This is a genomic window from Asticcacaulis sp. SL142 (genome assembly GCF_026625745.1).
GTDB lineage: Bacteria > Pseudomonadota > Alphaproteobacteria > Caulobacterales > Caulobacteraceae > Asticcacaulis.
In genome coordinates, this window is record NZ_CP113061.1 from 3,510,557 (window position 1) to 3,530,550 (window position 19,994).

The 19,994-nt window shown below is 57.4% G+C and carries 22 protein-coding genes and 2 tRNA genes; 22 read left to right on the top strand and 2 right to left on the bottom strand.

Translation table 11 applies throughout. The features are described from left to right. Positions 1-251: 251 nt before the first annotated feature. The gene (gene secA / locus OVA03_RS16065; RefSeq protein ID WP_267526038.1) at positions 252-3,119 is read right to left on the bottom strand and encodes a preprotein translocase subunit SecA; all 2,868 of its coding nucleotides are present in this window, start codon (positions 3,117-3,119) and stop codon (positions 252-254) included. A gap of 180 nt (positions 3,120-3,299) precedes the next feature. Between secA and OVA03_RS16070 the strand changes: the two genes are divergently transcribed. The 17 genes from OVA03_RS16070 (at position 3,300) to OVA03_RS16150 (ending at position 13,796) form a co-directional block, all read left to right on the top strand. Then, the gene (locus OVA03_RS16070) at positions 3,300-4,259 is read left to right on the top strand and encodes a peptidylprolyl isomerase (protein WP_267526039.1); all 960 of its coding nucleotides are present in this window, start codon (positions 3,300-3,302) and stop codon (positions 4,257-4,259) included. 77 nt (positions 4,260-4,336) lie between these two features. After that, on the top strand, positions 4,337-5,746 hold the full coding sequence (argJ, locus tag OVA03_RS16075; RefSeq protein WP_267526040.1) for a bifunctional glutamate N-acetyltransferase/amino-acid acetyltransferase ArgJ: 1,410 nt from the start codon (positions 4,337-4,339) through the stop codon (positions 5,744-5,746). A gap of 125 nt (positions 5,747-5,871) precedes the next feature. After that, the gene (locus tag OVA03_RS16080) at positions 5,872-6,129 is read left to right on the top strand and encodes a type II toxin-antitoxin system Phd/YefM family antitoxin (protein WP_267526041.1); all 258 of its coding nucleotides are present in this window, start codon (positions 5,872-5,874) and stop codon (positions 6,127-6,129) included. Further along, positions 6,126-6,509, top strand: coding sequence for a type II toxin-antitoxin system VapC family toxin (locus OVA03_RS16085; RefSeq protein WP_267526042.1), 384 nt, complete (start codon positions 6,126-6,128; stop codon positions 6,507-6,509). Before OVA03_RS16080 ends, OVA03_RS16085 begins: the two co-directional genes overlap by 4 nt. Then, the gene (gene mutT, locus OVA03_RS16090; RefSeq protein WP_267526043.1) at positions 6,506-6,904 is read left to right on the top strand and encodes an 8-oxo-dGTP diphosphatase MutT; all 399 of its coding nucleotides are present in this window, start codon (positions 6,506-6,508) and stop codon (positions 6,902-6,904) included. Before OVA03_RS16085 ends, mutT begins: the two co-directional genes overlap by 4 nt. Positions 6,905-7,269: 365 nt before the next feature. Beyond that, a tRNA-Thr gene (locus OVA03_RS16095) sits at positions 7,270-7,344 on the top strand. A gap of 154 nt (positions 7,345-7,498) precedes the next feature. Next, a complete protein-coding gene (locus OVA03_RS16100; protein WP_267526044.1) occupies positions 7,499-7,666 on the top strand; it encodes a hypothetical protein in 168 nt (55 codons plus the stop codon). A 95-nt stretch (positions 7,667-7,761) separates the two neighbouring features. After that, on the top strand, positions 7,762-9,060 hold the full coding sequence (murA, locus tag OVA03_RS16105; protein ID WP_267526045.1) for a UDP-N-acetylglucosamine 1-carboxyvinyltransferase: 1,299 nt from the start codon (positions 7,762-7,764) through the stop codon (positions 9,058-9,060). 9 nt (positions 9,061-9,069) lie between these two features. Next, positions 9,070-9,534: a DUF2948 family protein gene (locus OVA03_RS16110; RefSeq protein WP_267526046.1), complete on the top strand. Its 465-nt coding sequence runs from the start codon at positions 9,070-9,072 to the stop codon at positions 9,532-9,534. A gap of 5 nt (positions 9,535-9,539) precedes the next feature. Further along, positions 9,540-9,995: a UPF0262 family protein gene (locus OVA03_RS16115; RefSeq protein ID WP_267526047.1), complete on the top strand. Its 456-nt coding sequence runs from the start codon at positions 9,540-9,542 to the stop codon at positions 9,993-9,995. A 386-nt stretch (positions 9,996-10,381) separates the two neighbouring features. Next, positions 10,382-10,888: a porin family protein gene (locus tag OVA03_RS16120; protein ID WP_267526048.1), complete on the top strand. Its 507-nt coding sequence runs from the start codon at positions 10,382-10,384 to the stop codon at positions 10,886-10,888. Positions 10,889-11,071: 183 nt separating this feature from the next. Then, complete coding sequence (gene infA / locus OVA03_RS16125; protein ID WP_189486447.1) at positions 11,072-11,290, top strand: translation initiation factor IF-1; 219 nt, start codon at positions 11,072-11,074, stop codon at positions 11,288-11,290. A gap of 15 nt (positions 11,291-11,305) precedes the next feature. Then, positions 11,306-11,893 (top strand): Maf family nucleotide pyrophosphatase, encoded by a 588-nt coding sequence (locus OVA03_RS16130; RefSeq protein ID WP_267526049.1) that lies wholly within the window; start codon positions 11,306-11,308, stop codon positions 11,891-11,893. Then, complete coding sequence (locus OVA03_RS16135) at positions 11,890-12,921, top strand: ribonuclease E/G (protein ID WP_267526050.1); 1,032 nt, start codon at positions 11,890-11,892, stop codon at positions 12,919-12,921. The genes OVA03_RS16130 and OVA03_RS16135 overlap by 4 nt, the downstream gene beginning before the upstream one ends. Positions 12,922-12,930: 9 nt before the next feature. Beyond that, the gene (locus OVA03_RS16140; RefSeq protein ID WP_267526051.1) at positions 12,931-13,176 is read left to right on the top strand and encodes a DNA gyrase inhibitor YacG; all 246 of its coding nucleotides are present in this window, start codon (positions 12,931-12,933) and stop codon (positions 13,174-13,176) included. 124 nt (positions 13,177-13,300) lie between these two features. Next, positions 13,301-13,376 (top strand) — tRNA-Phe (locus tag OVA03_RS16145). A gap of 162 nt (positions 13,377-13,538) precedes the next feature. Next, entirely contained in the window at positions 13,539-13,796 is a 258-nt protein-coding gene (locus tag OVA03_RS16150; protein ID WP_267526052.1) for an Arm DNA-binding domain-containing protein, read from the top strand. 629 nt (positions 13,797-14,425) lie between these two features. Here OVA03_RS16150 and OVA03_RS16155 read toward each other — a convergent pair. Continuing rightward, complete coding sequence (locus OVA03_RS16155; RefSeq protein ID WP_267526053.1) at positions 14,426-14,758, bottom strand: LysR family transcriptional regulator; 333 nt, start codon at positions 14,756-14,758, stop codon at positions 14,426-14,428. 78 nt (positions 14,759-14,836) lie between these two features. On the opposite strand from OVA03_RS16155, the gene OVA03_RS16160 reads away from it, so the two are divergent. The 5 genes from OVA03_RS16160 to trbB all read left to right on the top strand — a co-directional run bounded on the left by OVA03_RS16160 (position 14,837) and on the right by trbB (position 19,986). Further along, positions 14,837-15,310, top strand: a complete 474-nt coding sequence (locus OVA03_RS16160) for a carboxymuconolactone decarboxylase family protein (protein ID WP_267526054.1) — start codon at positions 14,837-14,839, stop codon at positions 15,308-15,310. A gap of 124 nt (positions 15,311-15,434) precedes the next feature. Beyond that, positions 15,435-16,145, top strand: a complete 711-nt coding sequence (locus tag OVA03_RS16165; RefSeq protein ID WP_267526055.1) for a hypothetical protein — start codon at positions 15,435-15,437, stop codon at positions 16,143-16,145. 321 nt (positions 16,146-16,466) lie between these two features. Continuing rightward, positions 16,467-18,551, top strand: a complete 2,085-nt coding sequence (locus OVA03_RS16170; protein ID WP_267526056.1) for a conjugal transfer protein TraG — start codon at positions 16,467-16,469, stop codon at positions 18,549-18,551. Positions 18,552-18,559: 8 nt separating this feature from the next. Further along, a complete protein-coding gene (locus OVA03_RS16175; RefSeq protein ID WP_267526057.1) occupies positions 18,560-18,970 on the top strand; it encodes a CopG family transcriptional regulator in 411 nt (136 codons plus the stop codon). Positions 18,971-19,008: 38 nt separating this feature from the next. Further along, positions 19,009-19,986, top strand: a complete 978-nt coding sequence (gene trbB / locus OVA03_RS16180) for a P-type conjugative transfer ATPase TrbB (RefSeq protein ID WP_267526058.1) — start codon at positions 19,009-19,011, stop codon at positions 19,984-19,986. Positions 19,987-19,994 lie beyond the last annotated feature (8 nt).

Sequence of the window (19,994 nt, forward strand, 5' to 3'; positions counted from 1 at the left end):
GCGCCCGCTGATATCGCAGCTAATTTGTGAAGTCCCACACCCATCATCATCAACCCCCAATTCAGGGTTAATGATAGTTAATCGGTGCATCCGTGGCAATGATTGAATTTATGGCTCTGATTTCAGCGCTTAAGTGTGGCGCGAATGCCCCCGAAAAACAATTTCAGGCGCGGATTGCTCCACGCCTGAAATTTACAATAACAATCCATCGGAAAGTACACTGAGCGACAGCGAAGGACTTTTCGATGAGATCAGACAAGCGCCCCGTGGCAGTGCTTGAACTTTTTGCCCGATCCGCAAGGGCAATTGCCATTGCGCGACGTGTTTTCCCACCCGGCCGGAAGTGATGAGTTCGGCAAGGCCGCGCGCTGTTCCGGCGTCAGGCTCGACGGATCAGCACCGGCTTCGTTGTGGCCGGTCAGCGGATCAAGGTGAATTTCCTCAAACTGCAGCGGATCAAAGGCGACAGGCTGCGGGGCGGGCTCTTCAAAACGGATCTCCAGCGTCATCAGCCACCGCGTCGTATTGTGGCGCAGGTTGATCAGCAGGGTTTCAAACAGAGTGAAGGCTTCGGTCTTATATTCATTGAGCGGATCACGCTGGCCATAACCACGCAGGCCGATAACCGCGCGCAGGTGGTCAAGGTGCATCAGGTGCTCGCGCCACTGCATGTCGATCATTTGCAGCAGGAAGTTTTTCTCCAGCGCCTTCATCTGGTCGTTGCCCAGCATTTCAAGGCGCTTGGCCATTTTTTCAGCCGCTAGATTCTGGATGCGTTCTTCGATTTCTTCGTTGGCAATGCCTTCTTCCTTAGCCCAATCCTCGATCGGCAGGTCAAGGCCAAGCAAGGCGACGCAGCGCTCTTTCAGGCCCTCAACATCCCACTGTTCGGCATAGGCCTTGGGCGGCAGGTGGCGCTCAACAATGTCGGAAATCGTATCGACGCGCATCTCAGCGATCAGTTCGGACAGGTCTTCTGAATCCATAAATTCCTGGCGCTGTTCAAACACGGCCTTACGCTGGTCATTGACCACATCGTCGTATTTCAGCAGGTTCTTACGGATTTCGTAGTTGCGCTGCTCAACGCGCTTTTGGGCGGTGGCGATGGCCGAGTTGAGCAGTTTGTGGGTGATGGCTTCGCCGTCTTCGACGCCGAGCGTCTTCATCATGGCGTTGAGGCGGTCACCGGCAAAGATGCGCATCAGATCGTCTTCGCAACTCAGGAAGAACTTTGAGCGGCCAGGGTCGCCCTGACGGCCGGTACGACCGCGAAGCTGGTTGTCAATACGGCGGCTTTCGTGGCGTTCAGTGCCGAGCACGAACAGGCCACCGGCCTCAAGCGCCTTTTGCTTAAGGCCTGCGACACTGGTTTCAATCTCGCCGCGTTTGGCCAGAATCTGCTCGGCGCTGGGGTCACGACCGGCGGCAGCTTCGTCTTCCAGCCACTTCTGGACTCTTAGATCGACGTTACCGCCCAACTGAATGTCGGTGCCGCGACCGGCCATGTTGGTGGCGATGGTCACCGTGCCGGGCACACCCGCGTCGGCAATGATATAGGCTTCGTTTTCGTGATGGCGGGCGTTCAGGACACTGTGAGGGATGCCCTTGCCGGTCTTATAGGTGATGTCGTAGGCGTCATCGCCAAGCTTATTCAGTTCCTTGGCGTCTTTGCCCGCATATTCAGGCTTAACCGTGCGGGAGACTTCGGACTTGAAGCTATATTTTTTCAGGAACTCCGACAGCAGTTCGGATTTTTCAATCGACGCCGTGCCGACCAGAATCGGCTGGCCGCGATTGTAGCAATAGGCAACCTGCGCGGCGATGGCGGTGAGCTTTTCGGCTTCGGTGCGGTAGACTTCATCGTCGTCATCGATACGTTTGATCGGGCGGTTGGTGGGGACTTCGAGTACGTCCATCTTATAGATGTCACCAAATTCCGCCGCTTCGGTCGCCGCCGTGCCGGTCATGCCGCTGAGCTTGGTATACATGCGGAAATAGTTTTGGATGGTGACCGAGGCCAGCGTCTGGTTTTCCGGTTGGATCTCAACCTTTTCCTTGGCTTCAATCGCCTGATGCAGACCTTCGGACAAACGGCGGCCCGTCATCATACGGCCGGTAAATTCGTCGATCAGGACGACTTCGTGTTCGCCGCGGTCATTGGCCTTGACGATATAGTCCTTATTGGCCGTGTAGAGCGTGTTGGCGCGCAGGGCCTGATTGGCATGGTGAACCAGCGAGATATTGACCGGGTCATAAAGCCCTGCCGAATCCTCAGCCAGCAGACCGCGGGCCTCAAGCACTTCTTCGAGGCGCTCAGACCCCAGTTCCGACAGCAGCACCTGACGCTGCTTTTCGTCTAGTTCAAAGGTTTCGGGATCGGTGATCATCTCGCGCATGATGCCGTCGAGGATCTTATAAAGCTCAGAGCGGTCTTCGGTCGGGCCGGAGATAATCAGTGGGGTGCGTGCTTCGTCGATCAGGATGGAGTCGACTTCATCGACGATCGCGAAGTTGTGACCGCGCTGAACCTTTTCACGGCTGTTGTAGACCAGATTATCGCGCAGATAATCAAAGCCAAACTCGTTATTGGTGCCGTAGGTGATGTCGGCATTGTAGGCAGCCTTGCGTTCCGGCTGGCTGATGCCCTGCACCACCACACCGGTGGTCATGCCGAGGAACTTATAGACCCGGCTCATAAACTCGCAGTCGCGGCGGGCCAGATAATCGTTGACGGTAATGACGTGGACGCCCTTACCGGCCAGCGCATTGAGATAAACGGGCAGGGTGCCGACAAGGGTTTTACCTTCACCGGTGCGCATTTCAGCAATGCCGCCGTCGTGCAGGATCATGGCGCCGGTCAACTGCACATCATAAGGGCGCTGACCAATGGTGCGCCAGGCGGCTTCGCGCACTACCGCAAAGGCTTCTTCCAGCAGCGAATCAAGCGAGGCGCCGCCTGCGATTCGTTCCTTGAACAGGACTGTCTGGCCCGAAAGCTCTTCGTCGCTCATGGCTTTATATTTCGGCTCAAGGGCCGAAATGCGCGTCGCGCGCTGCATCATGGACTTAACTTTACGCTCATTGGATGAGCCGAATAGCTTTTGGGCAAATGCCAGCATTCGAAGAACTCTATGCTTGAATTATATGATGTCCGCGTGAACAGTGCGGAGGGTATCACTGCAAATAGTATGGTTTGCGCCTTATTCAAGCGCGGGGACTGACTTAAGCGGCCAACTGGTGTATGTCAACGTACACCGCAGCTAAGGGCATATTTGGGGAGCGGATATATGGGGTTTGGCATGGGTAAGGGTAAAATAGTTCTGGCGGTGACCGGTTTGATGATGGCTCTGGTCATTTCGGCCTGTGATAAACCCTCTATAAATGAGCCTGCGCCGGAGCCTGGCGACACCGCTGTGGCCAAGATCGAAGACCAGACGGTGTGGGCGTCCGACGTGCGCAACGAAGCGGTCGCACAAGGCCTGATCGGTGAAGGTGAGCCGCTCGATATCACCTCTGACCTGTTCCGGCGGATGCTGGAGGAAGTCATCGACCAAAAGCTTCTGGCGCGTGAGGCGGTCAAAAACGGCCTTGATAAATCTATCGTCGCCCAACGCCGACTGGCCGCCGCGCGCGAGCGCATCTTAGGCGACATGCTGGTCGAAAATACGGTCGATGCGGCGATTGATGATAATGCGGTCAAGAACCTTTACGAAGAACAGCTCAAACTCGCCAAGCAGTCCGAAGAAATCCGCGCCCGCCTGATCATGACTCGCACCCGCGAAGAGGGCGAGGCGATCATCAAGCAGCTTGAGGCCGGATCGATGTTTGAGGCGCTGGCGATGGAGAAATCGACCGATCAGGCGACGCGCTTTAATGGCGGCGATATGGGCTATTTCACCACCGACGTCATGCCGGCGGCCTATAAGGGCGTGCTGGCCAACGCCAAGCCCGGTCAGATCGCCGGTCCCATTGAGATTGATGGCGGCTTTGCGATTTTGAAGGTCGAGGATCGCCGTCAGGAACAGCCTCTGTCGCTGGATGAAGCCCGCCCGCAGATCCTGCGCTTTTTGACCTATGATCAGGTGCGCATCCTGCTGACTAAGCTGCGCGATAAGGCCGATGTCAAAATGCTGGTCAAGGATTCCGACTTTGGGGTTGGGGCCGATCAGGAACCGGCCTCGGCGTCTCAGGTGGTCGAAATGGCATCAGAATCGGCATCCGAGGCGGCCTCAGCCGCACCTGCACCCGCAGCGCGATAGGTTTGTAAAATCTTTATTTGGCGAACGGTTTAGCCTCTGATAAGGGGCTTAGCCTGTCTGTTTTGTGGAGATTGCCTGTGACTAAAACCCCGACTTCCGGTGCCTCATCGTCTTCGCCATCAAGCGGTCTGGAGCGTGCGCTCGACCCGTTGGCGAATGCGCTGAAACGCGCCGTGCAGACAGGGGCGGAAATGGCCGGCCTGGGCACGCCTGCGTCGGTTGAGCCCGCGAAACCTACCACCGGAAAACCGGGGCTTGAGGTGTCGCCGCTGATGCAGCCCTTGCCGGTCATGCCGGTGGTGGCGGGGGTCGAAATCGCCATAGCCAGCGCCGGATTCTATAAGCACGTCCGGCCCGACCTGCTGGTTATGAAGTTTATCGAAGGCACCACGGCGGCGGGCGTCTTTACCCGCCACACGATTGGTTCTGCACCCGTTGACTGGTGCAAAAAGCAACTGGCGGCTAACGAAGGCAGCGACATCCGTGCGCTGGTGGTCAATGCCGGGTGCGCCAATGCCTTTACGGGCAAACTGGGCGCCGATGCCGCCCGCCGGACCGCCGCCGCGGTATCGCGGCGTCTGGATTGCCGTCAGCGCGACATCATGCTGGCCTCAACAGGTGTGATCGGGCAGGTGCTGGACGACGCCAAGATCGCCGCCAAGCTGCCGGAAATCGACGCCGGTTTCAAAGCCGATGCCTGGCATCAGGCGGCGCAGGCGATCATGACTACCGACACCTTCCCCAAGGGCGCCTACGAATTTGCCGAAATCGACGGCGTCGAAGTGCGTATCGCCGGGATCGCCAAGGGCTCCGGCATGATCGCGCCCGATATGGCGACTATGCTGGCCTTTATCGTGACCGACGCCAATCTGTCGGCGGGCGTGCTGCAATCACTGCTCGGGCTCTATACCCGCACGACGTTCAATTGCGTGACGGTTGATGGCGATACCTCGACCAATGACACAGCGCTGCTGTTTGCCACCGGGGCGTCGCGGTCGGCGAAGATCTCCAGAGCCGGTGACCGGCGGCTGGCCGATTTCCGCGTCAAGCTGGAAAAGGTCATGCACACCCTCGCCATCCAACTGGTGCGCGATGGCGAAGGGGCGCGCAAGTTGGTCAAGATCAATGTGACTGGCGCGTCATCACCGGCATCAGCGCGCAAGATCGCCAAGTCGATTGCCGAAAGCCCGCTGGTCAAGACCGCCTTTGCGGGCGAAGACGCCAACTGGGGCCGGATCGTCATGGCGGTGGGTAAGACCGAAGAAGAGGTTGATCGCGACCGTATCTCGATCAAGTTTGGTGACCTTGTGGCTGCCGAAAACGGTGCGGTGTCGCTAGGGTATGATGAGGCCGCCATGAGCGCCTATATGAAAAACGCCGAGTTAGAAGTCAGCGTCGATGTCGGCGTCGGCCGCGGCGCGGCGCATGTCTATACCTGCGACTTGACACATGGCTATATTAGCATCAACGGCGACTACCGCAGCTAAAATCGCGGTCTTAGGGTCATTGCTTCGTTGTCGTCAATAACGGGTATTAATATACCAGTTTAAAGTTGTGCTCCTATCGCTTGATCTGGACCAATAAATGGTCTAAATTATGAGCGGAGGTCACCATGTTTATTTCCGTAACTGACGCTAAGGCTCAACTCACCGATCTGGTGCGCCGTGCCGAAGCGGGGGATGAGGTTATTCTGACCCGCCACGGCCACGCGGCGGTGCGACTTGTGCCGGTCAGGGCCCGGCTTAGGCCTGAAGAACGGCGCAAGCTTTTAGAAGAGTTTCAGAAAAACGCGGGTGCGAAAGTGGCACCAGGCCCCGATGCGGCGCATGCGGCTGATTTCCTTTACGGCGATGATGGTTTGCCTGGATGATTGTCGTCGATAGTTCGGCGCTTATTTCAATTGTATTGAAAGAGCCAACCGGTCACGCCTGCATAGAGGTGTTAGAAACGGCGGAAAGATTACTTATTTCAGCGGCTATTCTGGCGGAGGTTTCTGTCGTTGCCGGCCATCGTGGCTTTTTGGGGGATTTGCAGACCTTGATAGACCGTCTTGATATCGAGATCGTTCCCGCAGATGAGCATGTCGCTGAAATGGTCACAGCGGCCTACATGGCGTGGGGGAAGGGGCGGCACAAAGCGTCCTTAAATCTTATGGACTGTTTTTCCTATGTTACCGCCAAGGCTTATGAATGTCCGTTGCTGTTCGTCGGCAATGATTTTTCCCAAACCGATGTTGTGAGCGCTCTATGAAAACCATCCTAGTCGTCGCTGCGGCTCTTGTTGATGATGACGGGAGTGTGCTGATCGCTCAGCGGCCGGAGGGCAAGCAACTGGCGGGGCTGTGGGAGTTTCCGGGCGGTAAGGTCGAGGCTGGGGAAACCCCCGAAGCGGCCTTAATCCGTGAATTGCACGAAGAATTGGGCATTACCGTCAAGCAGGCGTGTCTGGCGCCGTTTGTGTTCGCGTCTCACACCTATGAGGCCTTTCACCTGCTGATGCCGCTTTACCTGATCCGCCGCTGGGAAGGGCAACCCACGGCCATCGAGCATCAGGCCATCAAATGGGTCAAGGCCAAGGACATGCGCAACTACCCCATGCCGCCCGCCGATGATCCGCTGGTTGCCTATCTGATTGATTTCATTTAAACAAGCTCTGGTTTAAAGATGATGAGAATCGTCATCGTCATCTTTTTCCTCTGGAATAAATTTAAACACCAGGTAGCAAAACAAAAGTGCCAGCGCGCAAAAGCTGATCAGGCCCACCCATATAACTGATGTATTCATAAAGCCACGTCCCCCCTGTTTCGCAGGCCTAATACGCGAAGATCAAGGAAACGGATCTGGCCCGTAATTTGGGTATAATAAATGCCGCCTTGATCCACAAAGCATTGGCGGGTTATTAAACAGCCCCTTTTGGCAATAATTCACAGATTATATCATTTTTTGCTTTGCGTTGCCGGATAAGTTTCGCTATAGCCGCACCCCTCAGCCGGTGTTTGACACCGTCTTAAGCCGCCGTAGCTCAGTGGTAGAGCGCATCCTTGGTAAGGCTGAGGTCGGAAGTTCAATCCTTCTCGGCGGCACCACGAAGGCCCGGCCCCTAAAGGGTTCGGGCCTTCTTCATTTGGGCTTAATGACAGGTATTGGGGGGCTTCTTAAGCTGTTTTCGCGCTAAAAGCGTGTTAAGGCTTCGGTTGGAATAGCCTATAACCCATTTACAATCTCACACAGATTACCGCCATGTCTGAAAAACCCGCTGCCCCCACACCCGAAGAGGTGCGCACCAAAGCTCAGGCCGATAAGGCCCGGCGTCTGGCTGACGCCCTGCGTCATAATCTTAAGCGCCGTAAGGCGGCCACAAGCCCCACCTCGGCCACGGATAGCCCTACACCCCAGGACGATAGATAAAACGGTGTTGCCATCGTCTGTATTCGATGTAGAACCGCTAATCCGCGCTGTGAGTTGTCTCTGGCCCTGCATTTAAAAGTTTATAAGGCGTATTTATGGATCGTATAGCCATCGAAGGCGGCACACCCCTGTTCGGCGATATCCCCATCAGCGGGGCTAAAAACTCGGCCATCAAGCTGATGGCGGCGTCATTGCTGACCTCCGAGCCGCTGCGCCTGACCAATATGCCGCGTCTGGCTGATACCCGCCTTCTGGGGCGATTGCTGACCCGTTTGGGGACGCAGATCACCGAAACCGTTGGGGTTGACGGTCAAGAAACGATCCTGCACACGCCGGAAATCACCTCGGCCTTTGCGCCCTATGATCTGGTACGTCAGATGCGGGCGTCGTTCAATGTGCTGGGTCCGCTGCTGGCGCGTACCGGCCACGCCAAGGTATCTCTGCCCGGTGGCTGCACCATCGGCGCGCGGCCGGTTGATCTGCATCTCAAAGCCCTTGAGGCTTTGGGTGCCCATATCGACATGCACGAAGGCTATGTGTTCGCCCAGGCCCCGCGTGGGCTCAAAGGGGCCGAGATTGAGTTTCCGTTCGTCAGCGTCGGCGCCACCGAACACGCTCTGATGGCCGCGACTCTAGCGCAGGGCACGACCGTGTTTAAAAACGCCGCCTGTGAGCCGGAAATCGAAGACCTCGCCCTATGCCTGAATGCGATGGGGGCCAAGGTCTCTGGTGCCGGTACGCCGACGATCGTGGTCGAAGGCGTCACGTCGCTCCATGGGGCTGACTGGAGCGTCATCTGCGACCGGATCGAAGCCGGCACATACGCCGTGGCCGGGGCTATGGCGGGCGGCGAAGTGCGCCTGACCAATGTGCGGCCGGAGCTTATCCAGATATTGCTCGATAAGATGGTCGAGGCTGGGTGTGAGATTTCGACGACCGCCGACACAGTCACCATCAAACGCGGCGCGGGCCGCCTGAAGCCGGTTGATGTGACGACCGGCGTCTATCCGGGCTTTGCCACCGACCTTCAGGCTCAGTTCATGGCCCTGATGACCATGGCCGACGGCGAAAGCGTTATCCGTGAGACGATCTTTGAGAACCGCTTCATGCACGTACCTGAACTGGGCCGTCTGGGAACCGACATCACGGTTCACGGCCCGGAAGCGCGGGTGCATGGGGTTGAGGAACTTCGCGGGGCGCAGGTGATGGCGACTGATCTGCGGGCTTCGGCCTGTCTGGTCATTGCGGGCTTAGCGGCGCGAGGGGAAACCATTGTCAATCGCGTCTACCATCTGGATCGTGGTTTTGAAAATCTTGAAGGCAAGCTGTCGGCCTGCGGGGCGAAGATCAAGCGCCTAAAAGGTGATGAACCCTTGCCTGAAGAACTGGAATAGGGCTGGCGAATGTTCGGGCTTTTTAAAAAACGATCACAGCCCAAACCGTTGCGCCTGATGGCGCAGTCGGCCGAAGATGTCATGCCGATCGCTGCCCTTATTCAGGATGCCGCCCTGCGTGGGGTCGGCCTGAACTATGACCCGAAGGCGCGTCATTTCATGCTGCGCATGAACCGCTTTTGCCATGAACAGGTGACGTCTGTGCCGCTACGCGCGCCGTGCGTGCTGCAAATCCATAGTGTGCTTAAGGTCAGGTCGCGTGGGATTGATCTTAAACGCCGAGTGCAGGCGTTGAGCGTGCTGACTATGGAGGCTAAGCCGCTTGCGGACGGGGCATACGAGTTGCTGCTGACCTTTGCGGGGCCGCAAGGCAATCAGCTCTGCCTTGAAGTTGAATGTCTTGATATACTGCTGATGGATCTGGCCGCCCCCCACCGCGCTCAGTCCGTGCCTAACCATAATATAGAGGACTAAAACCCATGCGTTTGGCCCGTATCGAGATTGATGACAATAGCCTATCCGCGGCCACTCCCGAAGTGGAGCATGAACGCAAGGTCGCCATTTTCGATCTGATCGAAAAGAACAGCTTCACGCCCGATGGTGGCGGCGAGGGGCCCTATGATCTGCGGCTGGCCTATGAAGACAGTCGGTTAGTGTTCGATGTGACGGGGCCGGACTATGCGCGCAAGTTCATGCTGTCGCTGGCGCCGTTCAAGCAAATCTCGCGCGACTATGCCATGATCTGCGAAAGCTATCATGATGCCTTGAAGAACGCGACGCCGACCCAGATCGAGTCGATCGACATGGGCCGCCGCGGGGTTCACAACGAAGGGGCCGAACTGCTGACCGAGCGGCTGGCGGGTAAGATCGCCATTGACCATGAAACGGCGCGCCGCCTGTTTACGCTGGTTCATGCCCTGCATTTGCGGAGCTAGAGCGCATTCCGAAAAGTGTGCAGCGGTTTTCGGAAATAAATGCGCGTCAAAAAAGGATCGGCATTAATTTAATGGCGATCCGGCTGTTGCATAAAGGCCGCATTTGCTGTGACTGATGGTTTTGGCAGGGCTTTCCTCATCGCATTTTTATTTGCCGCATCCCGTTGAAATGACTAAAATTTAATGTAGATGAACGATCGTTCATCAAGGTGGCGGGATCGGGGCAAATGCGCCACATTTGTCATCAAATGCCCCGAAATCACCTCGCAAGGGTCACACATGCCCTGATCTCAGCGCCTATATTCATTCAGGTCGGAACGCGAAATTGTTTGTGCGTTTCGTCGGGATCACATCCCACCCCTGAAAGTAAAAATAGGAGCATACCCATGAACAAGATCATCGCCTCTGCCGCTGCCCTGGCTCTGGTGGCCACCGCCGGTATCGCCAGCGCTGAAACCTATGGGTCGATCGGCGTCCAGAACTCAAAGACCTCCAAATCCGATTCCAGCCTGAATTCAATCAATGCCCGTGTGGGTAAAAAGATTACCCCGCACTTTGGCGTCGAAGGTGAGGCGGCCGTCGGCACCAATTCCGATACCAACGCCACCGGCACCTATAAGCAGACCCACCGTCTGGGGGCCTATGCCGTAGGTTATCTGCCGGTGACCGAAAACATTGAACTGATCGGTCGCGCCGGTGTGTCCAACACCCGCCTTAAGCGCCCGGAAGGCGTCAACATGGTCGAAAACGGCAATGCCTTCGATTACGGCGTCGGTGCCCAGTATAAGGTCAATGACACCTATGCTGTCCGCGGCGACTACACGCGCTCGGAGTACCGTGAAAAGCACGGCGATTCCGACACGGTGTCTTTGAACCTTGTCCGTAAGTTCTAAGCTGCATAAATGACTGTAGTCAAAAAGCCCCGGTGTGCGCCCCCGCACCGGGGCTTTTCTTCGCTTAACGTCTTTTTACTTTTCTCCAAACCCTAATAGGTATAAAGGAGGCGCTCCTGAACGGAGCGCCCGCGCGAATGCGTGTAAGATTCGCACTGTTCCCCAATTTTTTGAGAAGGCCGTATGGCAAAAGAAGAGCTTTTAGAGTTTCCGGGTACCGTCATTGAACTGCTGCCGAATGCGACCTTTCGCGTGAAGCTTGAGAACGATCACGAAATCATCGCCCATACGGCGGGCAAGATGCGCAAAAACCGCATCCGCGTCTTGGCCGGCGACAAGATCATGGTCGAAATGACGCCTTATGACCTGACTAAGGGTCGTATCACCTACCGCTTTAAGTAAGCTTCCGCTCCGGTGATGGGCGTGACCGCAAACCTTATTTTGGCCAGCGCCAGCCCCCGACGGCTGGCGCTTTTGCAACAGATCGGCATCGTGCCTGACCGGGTTGTGGCGGCTGATCTGGATGAGACTCCGTTAAAACTTGAAACTCCGCGCGAGTTGGCCGGACGTCTCAGCCGAGCCAAGGCGAACGCTGTGTTTGCAGCACTTGAGACGCCCGGATTTGTGCTGGCCGCCGATACGGTGGTGTGTGTGGGCCGCCGCATCCTGCCCAAGGCCGAGACCGATCAGGAGGTGGCGGATTGCCTTAAACTGCTGTCCGGCCGTAATCATCGGGTGTTAACGGGTGTTGCGGCTATTGCCCCAGGTGGACGGGTATCGGCGCGGGTAGTTGAGACACGTCTGGGGTTTAAGCGTTTGAGCGCTGTGGAACTCAAAGCCTATGTCGCTTCCGGTGAGGGTCTGGGCAAGGCCGGGGGCTACGGCATTCAGGGCATTGCCGGTGGTTATGTGACCCAACTGGTCGGCAGCTATACGTCGGTGGTCGGCTTGCCGCTTTATGAAACCCGCTGCCTGCTGGAGGGCGCGGGGTACAAAGTCGCATGAGCGCGGTTCTTTATTACCATAGCCGGTTCGGGATTGCGCGCGCAGCACTTTATCTCAACGGCCAGCCCCACTATTATGACGAAGGGCTTGAGATTGAGCCGTCGTGTGCTCGGGTTGGTGTGCGCTCGGTAGCGCGGCTGTCGGGCCGGGCTGGTGGGGTCAATTTCCTGACCCTGGCGGATGGCATCGAGGCCGTGCTGGATCTGCCGCAAAACATTAAGGTGCCGCCTTTGGGGGCGGCGGTTGAGGTAGAGATGATTGCGGAGGCCCGTCGTGACAAGCGTGCCCGCGCCAATTTCATTAAGCTGCTTGATGGCGAACCGCGCCGGATAACGCCGCCGGTGTCGCTTAAGGTGGCACTGCTACGCCACGCACCGGACGCCTGTGTGGTTGAGGGCGAAGAGGCCGCAGACTATCTCGATGCCGCCGAATCCGAGGCTCTGTCGCCGTCAGGCCCGATGCCGGACGGTGGCTATTTGAGCATCGAGCCGACCCGCGCTCTGATCGCCTGCGATTTAGATGCGGGTGCGGCGGACACTATCGCCGCGTCACCCAAACAATGGGCGCGCCAGTGCAATGAGCGGGCGATATTCGAGGTGGCGCGGCGGTTGCGGCTATCCAATCTGGCGGGCCTTGTGGTGGTTGACCTGATTGGGCGCAGACACGATGCGGATATCATCCGCGGCCTGGCGCAGACAGCGTTTGGTGATGAGGCCGCCCGCCTGATCATAGCGCCGGTGACCAAGTTCGGCACGCTTGAGTTCATCCGACCGTGGGGGGCTGCCCCTTTGCGAGATCGGGCTTATGATGAGGCCGGGCGGCTGCGTCCCGACCGCGCGGCGCGTCTGCTGCTGCGACAGGCCGCCGAGGCAGGCCGTCATGACGGCGGGCGGTTGCTGACGATCCGAGCGTCGTCCGTGGTGATTGACGCCGTGCGCGACTATATTAAAGGCTCGCTTGACCCGCTGACCGCGCGTCTGAAGCTTGAACGTGACGATGCGGCTCCGATGGCCGGAAAGATTGTATAGGATCACACCATGGCGATCCGATTTTGTGCCCGCTGCCAGCAAGCTTATGATGCGCCTGACGCCACGCTTCCCAATGCGGCGCGCGACTACACACCGTTTTGCTCTAAACGCTGCGCCGATGTCGATCTGGTTCACTGGCTGCAAGGCGATTATGTCATCGATGGTGCAGGCGGATTAAGCGTTGACGACAGCGATCAGGACGGTGCGGACACCGGCAACTTATCCTCATCTTTTGAAGAAGATGACGGGATTTAGACGGATTTTTTGTAAAATGGGCGCAGCAGCGGCTTGCCATGACTTAAATCCTCGCCTATAGACCTGCCTCCCGCCGCAAGGAACCAAGCTTTCGGCGATGCCAAGCTTTTATTGGTGTAAGCGTGCCTGGATAGCTCAGTTGGTAGAGCAGCGGATTGAAAATCCGCGTGTCGCTGGTTCGATTCCGGCTCCAGGCACCATTATACCTTCCGCACAAGTCCGGTAAGTTGAAAAAACCCTTTAAATATGGTAGGTTAGGCCTTGTTCGATCCGGTGAAGTCCGACGACGTCCGACCAAATCCTGAGTGTTTGGGGGCACGATTGGGGGCATCACCGCCATCTTAGAAAGGCGATGCCCCCAAATGGCCCTCTCAGACACCGCAATCCGTTCTGCCAAAGGCAAAAACGCAGCTTACAAACTCTTCGATGACGGCGGACTTCATATCCTGGTTTCGCCCTCTGGTTCCAAGCTATGGCGCCTGAAATACCGATTTGACGGGAAAGAGAAGCAACTGGCCTTAGGGTCTTATCCGGCCACCACACTGAAGGAAGCGCGCAAGCAGCGCGATGAGGCAAGGGAGCTTCTGGAAATCCGAATGGCCGCTACAAATCCGCAATAGACGTAGCAAACGCCCTTGCTGGTATTGACGGGGAATGTCTGGACTGGAACTATGCCCCTCATGCAGACAAAAAAGTCTGGACAAAGAACGAAAACGGAACATCATATGAGGTGACTGTTAACGCTGATGGAAGTTCAATCTGCTACAAATCTGTGAATGGAGGGGCACGGCGTCGAGTTGGTGATGCCTGCAATAAATCGATTACGGAGAAAGAGCTTAGAAAGCTCTTTACCAATTACTGATGAGCGCAATTAAAAATCGCCCACGCAAATACTTGAAACGCTCGGACCTTCCGGGACGGATTTTGCATGTCAAACAGGATGGGCAAGATCATTTGTCTGAGCCAACGACTTTGGATTTTTCCACCGCTAACATCGATTCCAACTTCTATTTTACGTTTGAACCGGCTCGTCAGGAAAAGAAGCGTTAAGACGAGATAACTCGCTGCTGCCAACTCCTCCAGTTTGGGCCGAATCGTCGCCGTTTTCCGAGCTTTGGTTTCAGAAGTATGGCCCCCTTCCAAGAAAATGGGGTCCGTCGGTAAATGTCCGCTACGGAGGTTTCACCCCCCACCCTAGAATGTCCGCATTGGGCGCTTTGCAGCATACCTCAGTAGAGACTGCTAAAGGTCAGCCAAGTTGGCGCGTGGCTAGCCGAAACACTCTCTCACTGGTGACCGGATCAAAATGACGGCGTGGTGTCAGCAGACTTTGGGCGTGTTCCAGCAGTGCATGGACATCGTCGGCCATATCTATAGCGGTTTTAGTTGGCATCATGCCCTTGGGGGTGCGGACAAACAGTGGATCGTTTAGCAATACCCGTAGCCGGCTGAGTGCATGGCTGACACCGGATTGGGTCAGGCCGATACGTTCACCTGCCCGGGTGACATGGCGTTCCGTCATGAGGGCATCGAACATCTTCAGGAGGTTAAGGTCGAGCCTGGAGATATGAATTTGGCGCATGTCAAACTCTATCAGAATGAATTGGAGTGGTGAAGGGGTTTGCGGGAGAGTGATCTCCCCATCGGCAAGGAGATAGAGATGCGCAGGTTCATAGCGGTTCTGATGGCCGCAACACTATCGGTGACAACCAGTCACGTCTTCGCCCAAACACAGGAGCACACGCCCATGAACGATCGCTACACCCGAGGACTGAACCAACTTAAGGCCATAGACGGTCGGGATGGCGAGGTGGTGGTCGAAAGTATGAGGAAGATTTCACCAGATTTCGCGCGCTATCTGATCGAATATCCGTTCGGCGATATTTACGCGCGCCCGCAACTGGATCTAAAATCCCGTGAGATCGCCACCATTGCGGCCTTGACCGCGATTGGGAATGCACGTCCGCAGTTGGAGGTTCATATCGCAGCCGGGCTGAATGTCGGCCTGACGCGGGAGGAAATCCTGGAAATCATCATGCAGATGTCAGTCTATGCCGGGTTCCCTGCGGCGATTAACGGCCTGAATGCGGCGCAGGCCGTTTTTGACAGACATCCCGAGCCAGAGGAACCGTAAGACTGCTCAGGCTTTAAACCGTAGACCTTCGCCCTGTTCCGCATACACGCTTTCCAAAAAATTTGTTCTCGTCAACGGAATGGCGCCGTCCTATCTTTGCGCAAGGAACAAGGGAGCGATGTCTATGAAGTTGTTAGCCACGGTTGCCGGTCTTGTGTTGGTCGTGACAGCCAGTGCGTCAGCTGAAACGCCAAATCCGATGTTTGAGACCCGGGATGTCGTATCGGCTTTGGCTTTTGATCCAAGTAAATTCTTTCAAGAAGAGAACGGTCAGGACCTCGTCCGCTTTGCCTACCGTGGTGACGATTATGGTTGGCCTGTGTATTCGATAGCGATACGTAACGGATGCCTGAACGAACGCACAAAAGAGTGCCACATGGGCCGCCGCGCCCGAATGGTGCGGGCACCCGTAATTGAGAAGATGGAGCGACCTCGCTGGCGAGGCACGGCGCTGATTGGCAAAGTCTCAGCCCAAAAACCGGCAAATCCTTATGAGACCGCGAAAGTGCTCGATACTGTCGGTATGGAGTGGATGGAGGCGGATCTTGTAACTTGCCCCGGAGCCATGGAAGTCCTGGCCGAGGGCAATAGTCTTATATGGGTGACATCTGAAACCCTGAAGCCAACCCCTGAGACCGAGTTTGAGTTGGTGCTTCATGCCGACACGATCACGGTCGAGTTTCCCTATTATCTACGTCAGGTCCGGTACCAAGGATATTTGGCGAAACGCTCACCTGCGGCCTGGGCCGACAAACTTGCAAAAACCCTCGATCCTTGCTGGAAGCCGGCATCCGCTCCCGTTCCATGGCATATCCAGGAGAAGACGTTTCGGTAATCAGTGGTCAAATTGGGTAACCGGCGCGCCACGTCCATCCCTGGGAAGGTCAGCCCAAGCTGAGTTTCTCGTAAGCTATACTGTCGGGCTGGCATCCGCTGTCGGCTAGATATGTCTAAATGATAGTAATCTGGTTCCACTCCCGATAATGCGACGTTTCGGTGCCCAGCGAAGAACGGCCTTATGCGCAATTGAGAAGGCATTCACTGAACGAACTGCGGTGGACGGCGTCCAATGACGCCGTGAAGGCCATATGAGTTTTTCGGCTAATCATGGATGGTCTTGCGAACGCGCGTTTTGCGCTGGATGCGAGACAGATCTGTGACCCCCACCAAACTCCTCATCGGTCAGATATGTGTCGTCCTCGGGATTGTGGTCCTGGGGGTGTGGGCATCGACGCAATGGGCGGCCCATCAACTGAGCTATCAGCCGCAATTAGGGGTGCCGTGGTTTCCATTTTTTGGCGTGCCGATCTATCGGCCCTGGCAGCTCTTTCCATGGTGGTACCACTATGAGGCCTATGCGCCAGACGTCTTTCGGCGTGCGGGGTGGATGGCCGCGTCGAGTGGATCGGTCGGGTGCGGGGCGGCGATCTTCGGGTCTCTATGGCGCGCGCGCCAGTCCCGTCAGGTCACCACCTATGGCTCAGCGCGCTGGGCCAAGCCTCGGGAAATCCAACAGGCGGGGTTACTGCGCGAGCGCGGCGTGTTTCTGGGGCGGATGGGCGGCGATTACCTCCGCCACGATGGACCGGAACACGTCATGGCCTTTGCCCCGACCCGCTCCGGCAAGGGCGTAGGCCTGGTCGTACCGACCCTGTTATCGTGGACTGGGTCTGTCATCGTTCATGACATCAAGGGCGAAAACTGGGACCTGACCGCCGGCTGGCGCTCGCGTTTTTCCCACGCGGTCCTGTTCAATCCCACCGACCTGCGCTCCGCCCGCTACAATCCACTGCTGGAGGTGCGCAAAGGCATCAATGAGGTCCGCGACGTTCAGAACATAGCCGATATCCTGGTCGATCCGGAAGGTAGCTTAGAACACCGCTCCCATTGGGAAAAAACCAGTCATTCGCTATTGGTCGGCGCCATCCTGCACGTCCTCTACGCCGAAGAAGAAAAGACCCTGGCGCGGGTGGCCACCTTCCTCTCTGATCCTCAAAGGACGTTGGTCGATACGCTGGAGCGCATGCTGTCTACCGACCATCTGGGGTCAGAAGAGGCGCCAAGGGTTCATCCTGTTGTCGCCTCTGCCGCCCGAGAGTTGTTGAACAAGTCACCTAACGAGCGTTCCGGCGTCCTGTCCACGGCCATGTCGTTTCTCGGGCTCTATCACGACCCGGTGGTGGCTGCGACGACGTCGACCTGCGACTGGCGTATATCGGACCTGGTCAATGCCAAGAACCCGGTCTCTCTCTATCTGGTCATACCGCCGTCGGACATCTCGCGCACCAAGCCCCTGGTCCGCCTGATCCTTAATCAGATCGGCCGCAGGCTAACGGAGCGTCTGGAGGGCGATCCGGCCAAACGCAACCGCCATCAATTGCTCCTGATGCTCGACGAGTTTCCCGCACTCGGCCGTCTGGATTTCTTTGAATCCGCTTTGGCGTTCATGGCGGGCTATGGTCTGCGCGCCTACCTGATCGCTCAGTCCCTGAACCAGATTTCCAAGGCCTACGGTGATAACAATTCCATTCTCGACAACTGCCATGTCCGCATCGCCTTTTCCTCGAACGATGAGCGTACCGCCAAGCGCATCTCCGATGCCCTGGGTACCGCCACCGAACAGCGCGCGCAGCGCAACTATGCAGGCCACCGTGTGGCGCCATGGCTGTCGCACGTCATGGTCTCCCGTCAGGAAACCGCTCGCCCGTTACTGACCCCCGGCGAAGTCATGCAACTGCCCAATACCGACGAACTGGTGCTGGTGTCGGGCCTCGCACCCATCCGCGCAAAGAAGCTCCGCTACTATGAGGACCGCAATTTCGTTTCCCGTCAGTGCCCGCCACCTGAGTTGGCCCTTGATGGCTTCAGCGATTGCCCCCTTGCTCAGCCCAACGACTGGGAAGGCCATGTGCGGGGGACGGATGCGCGGCTGGCGGCGGCCCTTGTCGAAGAGGCGGGTGTAGAGGAGACCTCCGGCGGTCTCGCCAAGGAACGTCACCCGGAAAAGGAACAAAAGCTAGAAGGCAAACGCGATGCCGAGGCTGTTGCACCCGAGGTCGCGCCGGAAGACGATGGCGATGTGGCCAGCGCGACGCAGACTATGAATCAACTGAAGGGTACGGCCGCCATAGCTCGTGCCGACCTGCATAACATCGAGGCCAAAGCCAAGACCAAGGGCAGCGGCAAGACCAAAGGTCACGCCAAGTCTGACCAGACCCCCGACCTCTTTTCCGGCTTTTAGGAGGGCTCATGTCGAAACGCAAAGTTCGCTATCAGCTTTTCCTGGACCTCGCCGTCAGTGAGCGGCTGGAAGCTCTGGCCGCCAAGCCCGGCATGAACAAGTCGGCGGTCCTTCAGGACGCCGTCACCGCCTGGCTCGATCGCCGGGGCACCAACGAACTGGACGATCATTTCGGCCAACGCCTGAACCGCCTGTCAGCCCAACTCAATCGGATAGAACGCGATCAGATGATCCTGCTTGAGAGCCTCGCCCTGTTCATTCGCCTGACCCTCCTACGCGACGCCCATCTGCCGGATCCCGATCCGTCGGCACGGGCACTGGCCCGTGATCGCTACGAGACTTTCGTGGCCCAGGTCGGACGCCATCTCGCGTCGGGTCAGTCCTCCCTCAACCCTGTAACCGCATCGGAGCGCACCTGATGGATACGCTGTCTATCCCGCATCAAAGGCTGCGAGGCATGCTCCGGACCGCCATGGGCGATGTTTTGGCATCGGCACTCGCCGATCCCAATGTCTTTGAAATTCTCGTAAACCCCGATGGCACGGTCAGATTCGATAAGGCTGGCGAGGGGCGGGTGCCCGGCGGTCTTTCCATGCCAGCCGCAGATTCTGAGCGCATTATTCGCCTGGTCGCCAGCCACGTCCGCATCGAAATCGATTCTGAGCGCCCCATCGTCAGCGCCGAACTGCCCATGGCCAGCGATGGCACGGGCGGCGAACGTTTCGAAGGCATTCTGCCCCCCGTTGCCCGGGCACCGTGCTTTTCGATCCGCAAACCGGCCTATCGCCTGTTTGCCTTGGAAGACTATGTTGCCATCGGCGCCATGACCGTGGCGCAAGCGAGGGCGTTGCGTCGGGCCGTCCGGTACCGTGAAAACATCCTTGTGGTCGGCGGCACCAGTTCTGGCAAGACGACCCTGACCAACGCCTTGCTGGCCGAAGTCGCTGAGTTGCAGGAGCGGGTGATCGTCATCGAGGATACCCGCGAATTGCGCTGTGCCGCCGAGGACGTGGTCGAGCTTCGGACCCGCCCGCATCACGTGACGATCGGCGATCTGGTGCGCTCTACCTTACGCCTGCGTCCCGACCGCATCATCGTCGGTGAAGTCCGCGGCGCCGAGGCCCTCGACCTCCTCAAGGCCTGGAACACCGGCCATCCCGGCGGGATCGCGACCCTTCATGCCAATTCGGCGCGCGGGGCTCTGTTTAGGCTCGAACAACTCATTCAGGAGGCGGTCACAAATGTGCCCAAGGCCCTGATCGCTGAGGCCGTTGACGTCATCGTCTTTATTCAGGGTGCGAACGCTCTAAGCCGTACCCCCCGCCATGTCGCCGAGATAATTGAGGTGCTGGGCCTTGATGCCCGTGGCGATTACGACCTTCGCCCGGTGCTCCGGCCCGGGGAAGACCCTGACACCACCCCCTTTAACCCATAGGAGATCTA

What these genes read in the sequence shown, in the direction of transcription:
- secA (WP_267526038.1), bottom strand. Translation starts at nt 3,119, where the DNA reads ATGCTGGCATTTGCCCAAAAGCTATTCGGCTCATCCAATGAGCGTAAA.
- OVA03_RS16070 (WP_267526039.1), top strand. Translation starts at nt 3,300, where the DNA reads ATGGGTAAGGGTAAAATAGTTCTGGCGGTGACCGGTTTGATGATGGCT.
- OVA03_RS16080 (WP_267526041.1), top strand. Translation starts at nt 5,872, where the DNA reads ATGTTTATTTCCGTAACTGACGCTAAGGCTCAACTCACCGATCTGGTG.
- OVA03_RS16085 (WP_267526042.1), top strand. Translation starts at nt 6,126, where the DNA reads ATGATTGTCGTCGATAGTTCGGCGCTTATTTCAATTGTATTGAAAGAG.
- mutT (WP_267526043.1), top strand. Translation starts at nt 6,506, where the DNA reads ATGAAAACCATCCTAGTCGTCGCTGCGGCTCTTGTTGATGATGACGGG.
- OVA03_RS16100 (WP_267526044.1), top strand. Translation starts at nt 7,499, where the DNA reads ATGTCTGAAAAACCCGCTGCCCCCACACCCGAAGAGGTGCGCACCAAA.
- murA (WP_267526045.1), top strand. Translation starts at nt 7,762, where the DNA reads ATGGATCGTATAGCCATCGAAGGCGGCACACCCCTGTTCGGCGATATC.
- OVA03_RS16110 (WP_267526046.1), top strand. Translation starts at nt 9,070, where the DNA reads ATGTTCGGGCTTTTTAAAAAACGATCACAGCCCAAACCGTTGCGCCTG.
- OVA03_RS16115 (WP_267526047.1), top strand. Translation starts at nt 9,540, where the DNA reads ATGCGTTTGGCCCGTATCGAGATTGATGACAATAGCCTATCCGCGGCC.
- OVA03_RS16120 (WP_267526048.1), top strand. Translation starts at nt 10,382, where the DNA reads ATGAACAAGATCATCGCCTCTGCCGCTGCCCTGGCTCTGGTGGCCACC.
- infA (WP_189486447.1), top strand. Translation starts at nt 11,072, where the DNA reads ATGGCAAAAGAAGAGCTTTTAGAGTTTCCGGGTACCGTCATTGAACTG.
- OVA03_RS16130 (WP_267526049.1), top strand. Translation starts at nt 11,306, where the DNA reads ATGGGCGTGACCGCAAACCTTATTTTGGCCAGCGCCAGCCCCCGACGG.
- OVA03_RS16135 (WP_267526050.1), top strand. Translation starts at nt 11,890, where the DNA reads ATGAGCGCGGTTCTTTATTACCATAGCCGGTTCGGGATTGCGCGCGCA.
- OVA03_RS16140 (WP_267526051.1), top strand. Translation starts at nt 12,931, where the DNA reads ATGGCGATCCGATTTTGTGCCCGCTGCCAGCAAGCTTATGATGCGCCT.
- OVA03_RS16150 (WP_267526052.1), top strand. Translation starts at nt 13,539, where the DNA reads ATGGCCCTCTCAGACACCGCAATCCGTTCTGCCAAAGGCAAAAACGCA.
- OVA03_RS16155 (WP_267526053.1), bottom strand. Translation starts at nt 14,758, where the DNA reads ATGCGCCAAATTCATATCTCCAGGCTCGACCTTAACCTCCTGAAGATG.
- OVA03_RS16160 (WP_267526054.1), top strand. Translation starts at nt 14,837, where the DNA reads ATGCGCAGGTTCATAGCGGTTCTGATGGCCGCAACACTATCGGTGACA.
- OVA03_RS16165 (WP_267526055.1), top strand. Translation starts at nt 15,435, where the DNA reads ATGAAGTTGTTAGCCACGGTTGCCGGTCTTGTGTTGGTCGTGACAGCC.
- OVA03_RS16175 (WP_267526057.1), top strand. Translation starts at nt 18,560, where the DNA reads ATGTCGAAACGCAAAGTTCGCTATCAGCTTTTCCTGGACCTCGCCGTC.
- trbB (WP_267526058.1), top strand. Translation starts at nt 19,009, where the DNA reads ATGCTCCGGACCGCCATGGGCGATGTTTTGGCATCGGCACTCGCCGAT.